A 10120-nucleotide genomic window follows, 5' to 3' on the forward strand; every position below is an offset into this window, starting at 1 on the left:
ACAAGAAACTAAAACTGCACATACAAGTATTAATAAATAGAATTTCTTCATACCAACTCCCCTTTAAACGCCTTTTGCAACAGGCTATTAAACAAACTCTCTGATTTCTCTAAACTCTTTTGTGCAATTGCTTTCTGTTCTTCTATTAGTGTCACTCGCTCTGCAAATTGGTTTTGTAAATCAATTGGTGGAAGATATAATTCAAAAGAATTTATTTTTGTTAATGTATATCTCTGAATTGCAGCTCCAGACATAAATTCAGATAAAAGTTTACTCTTAATCTTTGGATTATTCAACCAATGACATAAATAATAACTGTTAAGTGTCTTTTTGTTTGGTTTAATCAATGCCAAACTTGAAAGCATACTAAATGGTTCATCAAATGTATTTATACAAGCAATTCCTGTAGTCGCACCATCTTTTATATAAAGCACATCACCATATTCAGGTGTACATCTTTTGTAAATCTCATTATGAGCTTCTTCACTAATATAGGTTGGTTTAGAATAAAAGTCAAGTCCATGATTTTTAACATGCTTTGCTGTAATATATGGAAATCCTATTTCTTGTGGTTCAGGTGAGAAGTGTGTTCCATCTGTAATTTTAGTACAAATAGATTTTAAAAACACTTTCTCCCACCCTTTAGGATTACTCACAGGATCCCCAAACATATCCAAGAACAGTGCTTGTGTGAGTTCATCATACTTGGCAATTAATGCTTTGTCATTCTGTCTTAAGGCATCTGCTGCATCCAGTATGTTGGCAATTTTCTGTTGTTGGGGGAGTGGTGGGAGGGGGATTTCAAGATCTTTAACAATTCCTAATGATATATTTGGCAATGCTGCACCAACAGCTCTATTTAATAATCTTTCCTTAATAGTTGAGAACCAAAACTTTAAATATTTTATATCTAAGATATTATCATCTAAAATATTAATTCCAAGAATTGCTTGATTTGTTGTTAACTGGATTTTCGTAATTGCAGTTTTTCCAACTGAACCATACATTGCTAATAAGAGTGTTCCAGGTGAAAATTGTCTATTATTAATTGACTTTAAAGCATCTTGAGTAATATGTTCTTCAGTTTCATAAATATATCCATCATCACTTTTTTCTAAATCACTGATTTTTGCCCATGGAAAATCACCTTCATAATAATCAAGATTAGATCTTGAAGGAGTTCCTCCACTTTGCATTTTACAAAGCGTGCTCAATTTTACTAATTGAATCATTTCAACAACTCCTCCAAGATTAGTAATTTCTGCTTGTTCTCTTCTTGAAGATTTTTGATGTCTTGAATAATCACTGATGGTTGTGCATACGTCACTTCATCATAGACTACTTCCTTGTATCTGTTAATAGACAAATCCCAGTCATTAGCTTTAATATCTGCAAATGGTACTAAGAAACTTTTATCAGTGCGTAATCTGTTGGTTTCTGAAGCTAAATTATGGTAGCGTGTTACAATATCTGGTATATCATTTTCTTTTGTATCAGAGCGCTTATCATCTAAAGTATATCCATCTGCTTGCATGTCATAGAACCATACTTGGTCTGTGCCGCCTGTACCTGTTTTGGTAAAAAATAAGACAGCTGTACTTACTCCTGCATAAGGTTTAAACACGCCACTTGGCATAGAAATCACTGCATCCAGCTTGTGGTTTTCTATAATCTCTTGTCTAATCTGCTTGTGTGCATTAGAAGAACCAAATAGAACACCATCAGGGACAATCACTGAACATCTTCCACCAGTTTTAAGCATGCGTAACATCAATCCTAAAAACAGCAATTCTGTCTTTTTAGATTTTACCATTTTTAGAATGGAGGTTTCCACCCCATCATAATCTAAACTGCCTTTAAAAGGGGGATTGGCTAATATCAAGGAGAATCTATCTCTAATATCCCCATTGCCTTCGCTTAAAGCATCTTTACCAATCAAATTAGGGCTTTCTATTCCATGCAACTGCAAATTCATGGCACCAATACGCAACATGGTATTATCAAATTCAATACCTGTAAACATGTTGCTATTGTAATGCTCTCTAAAGGATTTCTCATGAAACCAATCAGGGTGTTTTTCATGCAAATATTCCCCAGAAGAAACTAAAAAACCTGCTGTTCCTGCTGAAGGATCACAAATGGTATCTTCCTTTTTAGGTTGTACCATATCCACCATCATTCTGATGATATGTCTTGGTGTTCTAAACTGTCCATTGGTGCCTGCTGTAGCAATTTTAGATAGTAAATACTCATAGACATCGCCTTTAGTATCTCTATCTTCCATCTTGATTTTATCAATCATCTGCACCACCTGATCCAGCAGTCTGGGAGTAGGAATCATAAAAGTAGCACCCTTCATGTATTGTGCAAAGACACCAACTTCTGCACCAACTTCTTTCATGTGATCAAACACAGTAACACCACCTATTGATGGGCGGGTAAAAAGATCAAACATGGTTTGGGGATCCTTATTTTTAAAAGAGCTCCAACGTAATTCTTGTTGATTTGGAGAAAAAAGCACATGAGCTATTGGTTGGCCAATCATATTGGCTTTCTTCTCTTCTAATAGCTGGGTCTCATCGAGTCTTCGAATAAACAGCAAATAGGTAAATTGTTCAATTACAGTTAATGGATTTGATACTCCACCTGTCCAAAAGGACTCCCATATTTTATCTACTTGTGATTTTATTTCTCCTGTAATCATGTGTTAATTTAAAATATTATTAAGCGAAAACGCTTATGGCTATAAATGTACTGGATTTGAATACCTAAAAAGACGTTTTTTGGCCTGAAATTCCAATTTAGTAAGTTAATTTAATTTTTGAAATGTGTGGTTAAGGTCATTAGCCTTATGGGTAAATCTAGAGAATTTTAAATTAAACCTAAAATGGAAAGGCGAATTTTATTACTTATTAATTAAAAATGAATAAAAGTGCGATGAGCTACCAACTCAAAAAATATAATGATGATAAAGATTCTAAATGTTAAGCTTTATAATTCAGAGTTTCTTTGTATCGTCAAAAAAAATCTAGTAAGATACTTTTCTTCCTTTAAAACAATTCCTCTTTGTATTAAAGCACTTTTTATTGTTTGAGAAACGAATTCTATTTCATTTTCTTTAATGGATCTAAAGAATTTAATTGAATTAGACTTTTTTAATAAATTAATTTTAAGTGTGTAACTATAATTAGGGATTAATAAAGGTACACCTGAAAAATCTCTTATTATTTTTTCTGATTTAAATTCAAACCATCTAATGTCACTTATTGGTATTTTAGTTTCAAAAAGATTATATCTTTTTAAGATTAATAGGTTAGATGTTATTGTAATTTCTTCAGTTAAAAATAAATTCCTAATTAAACCATTTAATACAATTGATGGTGCAAGTGGGAGAAATTGAAGAGTAAAACTAAAGCCAATACCAATTACGATTACATTTAAAATTAGGCCATATGGATGCATTTTTGATGAAACTGCTTCAAAATTAATTATACAAAAAACAAGTACAGAATTAATTAAAGAACAAATAAGAAAGGAAATCAAGTATTTGATGCTTCTATATGATGGGCTTTTTATTGTAATCATATCACTGTACAGAGAGTGTAAAACTCTATTTTCGATCAAATTAATTTTTTCTTCTATCATAATTTTTTAAGTTGATTTTTTTTCCAATAAAAAGTGGTGGGAAACTAGCACCTGTCCCATCTAGAAATAAATAGATTTCTTGTCTGTAATAATTATTATAAAGGTCTGAGTATAAAACTGTTAATTCCATCATTTCATCTTCGCCACTTTTGCCAAATAATTGATCATTAACTTCGTATTTCCAATTTACAATACTGCCTTCTAATAACCCTTCAATATTGTGGATATTCATCAATTCTATAGAAATACCTGCAGGTAGCTTATTGATTAAAATTTTATATTCACCAACATGGTTATTTACCACCATACGGATAATTTGTTCTGCTGGTAAAGACCTCATTTTGAAGATCGGAATGTTGTCTTGTTTGAATCTTTGTTGTTCAATCTTTGTTACTTGTAATTGTGCCCGTAATGTGTATACAATAAAAAATATCCCTAATGCTGATATGATTACTTGTATCCATTCGGCTTGATTGCCTTTATCTAGACTGCAAAAATTACTAAGCAAATTTTCACAATTTATCTGGTTTAGTATGCTCAAACTGACCGTTTTAATTTTTAAGAAAGTATTTTTTGTAAAAATACTTAATTCTAACAAGTAATTATTGATCCGTAATTCAATGTATTAAACTCATTATGAAGAAAATTCCAATGTCTTGTAGAATTTAGCGTAGCGCTTCCATAAATAATTATTCAGTGATTAGAGTGTTAAGACTCATTCAAATCTCGCTTTTTGAGGCTTAAACTTCACCTTATTATTTGTAAATATTTTTGATGCTGGTGCTTAACAAAAGGACAGTTGGAAAACCTTCCCATGCCTTAACGGGATCTGTTTTTAAATGGCCTCATTAGTATATTTCCAATAATTTCTAATACTGGTAATACTTTAAGAATAAATTTTAAACCAAAAACCAAAGCTGCGAACTTCCAATCTATAAAAGCAAGATATATAAATAAACCCCATTCAATCCAATATAGTGCAGCTACCCACTTAGGAAGATGATCATCTAATGGTCCAATCATTCCAGCTTTTCTTGCTTGTATTAGCCTAATGTCCAAAGCTGTAATTGAAGAAAGAATAAAGTACAAGATTGCAATAATCCAGATTTCTGTTGGTTGATTAAAGTTTATCATAGTATAAATATAAAAAAAATACCTTCTTTATATATTGGGTTAATTAAATTTCTAATTGTAGTTCTATTATTCTATGTCATTTAGCGTAATTGGTTGTTCTAACATGTTTCAAAGTCAGGGATCAAATGATTAAAATTTTAGTAATTTGACATAAAATATTTAGCATTTGAATTTGATTTTATGAAAGAGAGACTTAATAATCATTTAGATTTTATAGAAGAGATAACTGACAAAGCACTAAAACACTTCACTGATAAGGAGTTAAGTGAAGTTCAAAAGTTTTGTTTTGGCCTAATAGAAAGACTTAATTTGAGTTGTAAAAGCATATCCCTACTATTAGACAAGTTCTTCGAGGAAACCAAATATGAGTATAGTTTAGGTGTTATAATGAGAGCTAGTCTTTTAGATAGTCTAATTGCTATGAATGTTTACAGAATTATTCTAGAGTCAAAAAATAAAGAGGAGAAAAAAGAGGTGCTAGATGTTCAAGTGAGTAATTTTTGTAAAAATATTTTATCAGATGGTCTAGATAATGCTTTTAATCATTTTGAAAATCTTAAACAGAATAATTTCATAAATGAGGCACAACTTAGTAGTATATTTAATGATATTGCAATTAAAGCAGGTATGCTTATAGAATCTCATAATGGTGATGGGAGTAAACCAGTTCCTAAATTTGCAAAAAAGTATACTCCCAAATACTTATTCAATGAACTTAATAATACCGTAGAGTTAAAAAAAACAGGTGCATCAATATATGATAGCTATAATTATTTCTCAAAATATGACCATTTTGGTTTTTTTTACTTTCAACTGAGAGATGAGGATATTAACAAAAAGTTAATAATATATAAAAATTCTATTGAGAATTTAGTTGCTAGTATGACTCTCTTAGTAAGTTTACTTGATCATTATTCACAAAATGATAATTTACTAAAAAAACTAGTTGAAAAAACAGATAAGTATTTAAATGACGAAATAGTGGCAACTTGGGTATAGATCCATAGAAAAAATTAATTGGTATTTATTTTAAAATTTCATTTTGTGGAATTAATCTAACCAAGAGATTTCTTTAGCCTCCTTATTACATTGTTGAATAGATTTTTTGAATTCTGTTTTATAAACCCAAGTTGATACTCCACCATGATGTGAACATGCACCGCTACCAGTTGCTTCACTTTCCCATCCATCATTACAAATTGCTCCTATTCTATATTGATATTTTGATTTTTCACGAATTCGTTCTGTTAATTCTTCTGGGGAGGTAAGTCCATCTTTAATTCTATTAAAGCTTAACAAACAAATGAAGAACGCTATGTATACAAATCCCATGATGAAGGGACGAGGGTTGTTTCTGAAAAAATTAATTAGAAATTTAATTGGATTTCGTCTTTTTTGATCAGATATGATTATTTCTTCTGAAATTAATTTTAGATATCTTTCTGCGAGTATTTGTCTTAGTCTTCTTTCAATATTTTCTTCTGAAAGCCTATGCTTTTTTTCATCAAAATTTTCAGTAAGAAAACCAAAGAAATTGTAGGGTATGTTTACGTAGTTTTTTAATTTAAAATTTAAAATATCTGTTTCTTCATCTGTAAGGGTCAAAGTTTTTTTACTAATATCTTTATTTTGAATTTTTCTTTCTGCATTTTCCCAAGCAACTATAACCTGTAATTTTTCTACATTCTTAAATTTATTGAAAAAATAGTTTTTGTCGCCAATATTATATTTCCTTGTAATAAAAGCTGCAATATTTAATTTTTCTTGAATTTCCTCTTTCTTTTTAGTCATAATTACAGCTCACCTTCCCGCACTTAGTTTTTGTGGATTTTTCAAAAATTCAACTTCATTGCTTGCAAATTTATAGCCTTTTAATTAAAATACCTTTTCAAAACTTTATTTAATAATTTTCATACAATTTTAATATTGATTTATTTTGGAATTGCACAAGTTAATGACCTTAAATATTCCTGTTTCTAATTCTCATTATCCATGGATTTTTTTAAATAAACAACTCTGATCATATCCAGTTGGAAGTTTTCCAGATTCTTTTTGCCCCATAAAACAGCTTCTTCAAAAGCTTGTGGTCCTTGGAATTGTACAGCATCCTTTTGGAAGTTCTTCTTGCAATTTAAATATTCTATAATGTAGTGTTCTTTCATCTTCATTTTTTTTAAAATATGGGTATTATAAGGCAAAAGTTACCCTTGAGAGAATAATCAAAGTTGTTATTGTCTTATAACTAATTTGGTTATTCAAAAAGTTTCTTAAAAGCCTCATTTCCTTGCTTTTTTAAGTGTTTTATTTGTAAATTTGTAGTGCAACCCTTCCTAAGAAATTAGGGGGTACAGCTGTAGAAAGAATCCTTAAAGAGGGATAACAAGCAGCTCAGAAGTTGGATTGTAACTGCAGCCTTGAAATAATAGGCAAACATAGTGGGGCGTTTTCTCCGATAGGTTGTAAAGGAATTACATACGAAAATAGTAGGCTGGAGCATTACACATAGTAATGAGTGTCCTGAATAAACAGGGATTTTAAGTTTCCAGTGTGGGTGTAAATAAGTGGTTAGGGCTTATGACGTACAGTATTGTATAAGTATAATTCTAAAGGCTAAAAAGGAACATTTAAAAACTGTTTTTTTACAAGCTGTAAGAAATGTAAAAATTTCGCAGGGGATTCTTGTGTTCAATTCAAAAAGAAAATTCAGCAAATGCTTTTTTCGATTCTTTAGTATATCAACTAATGCTCTTTTTTATGAATTGCAAAAGTGTTTTCAATACAGTGAGCTATGAAATCAACCATAACCCACTGCATATCTTTAAGAAGCTCCTCCCAAAATGCTGATATTAACTGATTCTCGTTCAATTTAACCATTCAACTACTCTTTATCTAAAGGAGCTATTACATGCAGATGCATTTCATCCACAACAACACTATCAAAACTATCCAAATAAATGTTAGTTATTTTGTTCCCGTATTCATGACCAAGAGCTTCAGCTATTAGCTCATTGGAATAACCAAGCTTTTTTGCTGTAGTAGCAAAAGTATGTCTGGCAACATAAGTGGTTAATGGTGCAGGAATACCAACATCAATCCCCATTCTCTTAATATACTTATTAGTAGTTTTAATCCATTGATGAATTAGCTTCTTTGCCCTTAAACTATCTTCAACAACATTATTGGGAAGAATAGGTATTAGATATTTAGAATCTTCTTGATAAAATGATTCCAGAATAGCTTTAGCCTGTGGAAATAACTTAATGCTGTATTCTTTATGAGTCTTTCTTCTGCGATAAACTATTCTACCCTCTATCACATTCTTATTAGTAAGATAAGCCATATCTGTAAATGAAATTCCAATTAAATAGAAGCTTAACAGGAAACTGTCCAAAGCCCTTTTAGCTGGTTTATTTTCAGAAAGATCTAATTGCTCTAGCTTGGCAATATCTTGCCTCAATACGGCTCTTTTCAACGTACGCTCGGATTTAATCTTGAGGTCATAAAATGGATAAAAAGTACGTTCTACAACCTTCTGCTTAATAGCTTTATTATAAATGGCTCTCAAGGTTCTGAAGTAGTTAGAAATACTGTTCACTTTTAATCCCTGAATAGCCAGGCTATGACTAAATTGTTCTAATAGGGTATAGTTGATTTCATTAAACAGAATATTAGGATTTCCACAGAAAGCTAAAAACCTGTTCACAGCAGTTTGATAAATGAGAGCATTCCCAGATTTATTAATCTGGTGCATATTTTTTATCAGTTTGTCTGAAAACGTTTTAAAGGTGATGGGTTCTTCAACCTGCTTAGGCTTACCCTCTAACAAGGCTTTTAATTCCTCGATAGAAAAATGATCTTCAAGTTCTAATATAGCACGCTGAATTTCAAAAAATCGTTTAGATAGCTTAAGATTTAAACGAGCTGCATTAGGGTGAATTCTGTCTATTTCAGATGAATGTGAGTTCCAATGATTGGTATGTACAGATATACCTGAGGAAAGGGTATAAACTTTTTTATAATGGGTAATACGATAAATGATGTTAAATGAACCATCAAATCGTGCTCTTCTAGTATCTAGAAGAGTTCTTACATGTACCATAAGGATTTAGATTATGGTCATGATGTGCAAACTATGTGCAAACTAAAGCTCTAAAAAGGAGAATTTTCAGCACTATCAAAAAATCCTAAAAAACACAAAACCCCTCAGAACTAAATCTGAAGGGCTTTCTTCCGTGGGAGATACTGGGTTCGAACCAGTGACCCCCTGCTTGTAAGGCAGGTGCTCTGAACCAGCTGAGCTAATCTCCCCTATTGGGAGTGCAAATATAGGCTTAGGATTTAATTTCTCAAAATTAATTTGAAAAATAATGCTAAAAGACTCATAAATAGGTGCTTAAATATTGGAAAAACTCTTTTACCTTCGATTTATCATACAAATCAAATCCACCTACCCCATCACCTCCTCCAATACCTCATGCGATCGTATCTGTCCGAAACCCTCTACATGGCATCGATAATAAACCAAAATCTTCTCCAATAAAAATTTCCTTGCTGCGGCAGAGAATTTCAAATTTTCTAAATCATCAAAATTGGAATTAATAATGCTGGTCCAGACTGCCGCATAAGCCGGTTCTAGAATCAAGGCATGTGGTGGCTGTTGTTGCGTGTATCCACCAGCCATCAAGTCGAAATACGCTCCCTCTGCTGCAAGGGTCATATCGGGATAAAACCCCAAAAAACGAGTTAGGCGGAGCAAAAAGTAAAGATGAAAATTGGCTAAACCCGCGCTAACGCTATCCAAGATCTCAATCGCATGAAACAAAAATTCAAATAAAACTTCATCTGCTTCATGCTCCTTTAGCGATTTATAAAGCACTTCATTTAAAAAGAGAATAATTGAACTTTTAACAATATCATAGGGAATAGTTAAAAATACAGGCTGATGCCGAAGTTCCGATACCCGCTGAATACTTCCAGATGTCTTATGATAAACAACCATATCCAGCAAATGCAGGGGCTGCAAACTGTTCAACTTAATCTTCGATTTCGGTTTTTTGATGCCATTAATCAAGTATGATTGAAGCCCGAATTTTTCAGTAAATACCTGCACCACCACGCTGCTTTCGGAGTAATTGGTGGTTTTGAAAACGATGCCTCTAGTTTTATAAAGCATGGATTAGTTTAGGTAAAAGTATAAAACATCCTACAAGGAACGCAAAAATAGCTGCCATCAATACCGCCGCCGCCGAAATATCCTTAATTAAGCCCGCTTTGAGATTAAATTCCGGTGAAACTAAATCAACTAAAGTTTCGATTGCCGTATTGATCAACTCCACAATAA

11 protein-coding genes and 1 tRNA gene are annotated in these 10120 nt (G+C 31.9%); 1 reads left to right on the forward strand and 11 read right to left on the reverse strand.

Annotated elements, in window-relative coordinates; translation table 11 throughout:
• Window positions 1-47 precede the first annotated feature (47 nt).
• The 5 genes from ACIQ0D_RS09060 to ACIQ0D_RS09080 form a co-directional block, all read right to left on the reverse strand.
• A complete protein-coding gene (locus ACIQ0D_RS09060) occupies window positions 48-1232 on the reverse strand; it encodes a restriction endonuclease subunit S (protein WP_395804857.1) in 1185 nt (394 codons plus the stop codon).
• On the reverse strand, window positions 1229-2704 hold the full coding sequence (locus ACIQ0D_RS09065) for an N-6 DNA methylase (RefSeq protein WP_395804859.1): 1476 nt from the start codon (window positions 2702-2704) through the stop codon (window positions 1229-1231). The genes ACIQ0D_RS09060 and ACIQ0D_RS09065 overlap by 4 nt, the downstream gene beginning before the upstream one ends.
• Before the next feature lie 287 nt (window positions 2705-2991).
• Window positions 2992-3645, reverse strand: coding sequence for a hypothetical protein (locus ACIQ0D_RS09070; protein ID WP_395804861.1), 654 nt, complete (start codon window positions 3643-3645; stop codon window positions 2992-2994).
• Window positions 3626-4243 carry a hypothetical protein gene (locus ACIQ0D_RS09075; RefSeq protein WP_395804863.1) on the reverse strand — a complete coding sequence of 206 codons (618 nt, stop codon included), beginning with the start codon at window positions 4241-4243 and terminating at the stop codon, window positions 3626-3628. Before ACIQ0D_RS09075 ends, ACIQ0D_RS09070 begins: the two co-directional genes overlap by 20 nt.
• A 221-nt stretch (window positions 4244-4464) precedes the next feature.
• Window positions 4465-4779, reverse strand: coding sequence for a hypothetical protein (locus ACIQ0D_RS09080; protein ID WP_395804865.1), 315 nt, complete (start codon window positions 4777-4779; stop codon window positions 4465-4467).
• Between the two features lie 180 nt (window positions 4780-4959).
• Here ACIQ0D_RS09080 and ACIQ0D_RS09085 point away from each other — a divergent pair, with 180 nt between their 5' ends.
• Entirely contained in the window at window positions 4960-5778 is an 819-nt protein-coding gene (locus tag ACIQ0D_RS09085; protein WP_395804867.1) for a hypothetical protein, read from the forward strand.
• A 51-nt stretch (window positions 5779-5829) separates the two neighbouring features.
• Here the strand turns inward: ACIQ0D_RS09085 and ACIQ0D_RS09090 are convergent, their stop codons facing one another.
• From ACIQ0D_RS09090 to ACIQ0D_RS09115, 6 genes are all read right to left on the reverse strand, one after another.
• The gene (locus ACIQ0D_RS09090) at window positions 5830-6570 is read right to left on the reverse strand and encodes a hypothetical protein (protein WP_395804869.1); all 741 of its coding nucleotides are present in this window, start codon (window positions 6568-6570) and stop codon (window positions 5830-5832) included.
• 185 nt (window positions 6571-6755) lie between these two features.
• Window positions 6756-6941 (reverse strand): hypothetical protein, encoded by a 186-nt coding sequence (locus ACIQ0D_RS09095; protein WP_395804871.1) that lies wholly within the window; start codon window positions 6939-6941, stop codon window positions 6756-6758.
• Between the two features lie 716 nt (window positions 6942-7657).
• A complete protein-coding gene (locus ACIQ0D_RS09100) occupies window positions 7658-8878 on the reverse strand; it encodes a site-specific integrase (RefSeq protein WP_395804872.1) in 1221 nt (406 codons plus the stop codon).
• 134 nt (window positions 8879-9012) lie between these two features.
• A tRNA-Val gene (locus ACIQ0D_RS09105) sits at window positions 9013-9087 on the reverse strand.
• A 139-nt stretch (window positions 9088-9226) separates the two neighbouring features.
• A complete protein-coding gene (gene recO, locus ACIQ0D_RS09110; protein WP_395804874.1) occupies window positions 9227-9952 on the reverse strand; it encodes a DNA repair protein RecO in 726 nt (241 codons plus the stop codon).
• Complete coding sequence (locus ACIQ0D_RS09115) at window positions 9942-10115, reverse strand: diacylglycerol kinase (protein ID WP_395804876.1); 174 nt, start codon at window positions 10113-10115, stop codon at window positions 9942-9944. Before ACIQ0D_RS09115 ends, recO begins: the two co-directional genes overlap by 11 nt.
• Window positions 10116-10120 lie beyond the last annotated feature (5 nt).

Origin of the sequence: Daejeonella sp. (assembly GCF_044342615.1) — a bacterium.
In the GTDB taxonomy this organism is placed as follows: Bacteria; Bacteroidota; Bacteroidia; order Sphingobacteriales; family Sphingobacteriaceae; genus Daejeonella.

Coding starts and splice junctions, on each gene's coding strand:
- ACIQ0D_RS09060 (WP_395804857.1), bottom strand. CDS start 1,232: ATGATTCAATTAGTAAAATTGAGCACGCTTTGTAAAATGCAAAGTGGA.
- ACIQ0D_RS09065 (WP_395804859.1), bottom strand. CDS start 2,704: ATGATTACAGGAGAAATAAAATCACAAGTAGATAAAATATGGGAGTCC.
- ACIQ0D_RS09070 (WP_395804861.1), bottom strand. CDS start 3,645: ATGATAGAAGAAAAAATTAATTTGATCGAAAATAGAGTTTTACACTCT.
- ACIQ0D_RS09080 (WP_395804865.1), bottom strand. CDS start 4,779: ATGATAAACTTTAATCAACCAACAGAAATCTGGATTATTGCAATCTTG.
- ACIQ0D_RS09085 (WP_395804867.1), top strand. CDS start 4,960: ATGAAAGAGAGACTTAATAATCATTTAGATTTTATAGAAGAGATAACT.
- ACIQ0D_RS09090 (WP_395804869.1), bottom strand. CDS start 6,570: ATGACTAAAAAGAAAGAGGAAATTCAAGAAAAATTAAATATTGCAGCT.
- ACIQ0D_RS09095 (WP_395804871.1), bottom strand. CDS start 6,941: ATGAAAGAACACTACATTATAGAATATTTAAATTGCAAGAAGAACTTC.
- ACIQ0D_RS09100 (WP_395804872.1), bottom strand. CDS start 8,878: ATGGTACATGTAAGAACTCTTCTAGATACTAGAAGAGCACGATTTGAT.
- recO (WP_395804874.1), bottom strand. CDS start 9,952: ATGCTTTATAAAACTAGAGGCATCGTTTTCAAAACCACCAATTACTCC.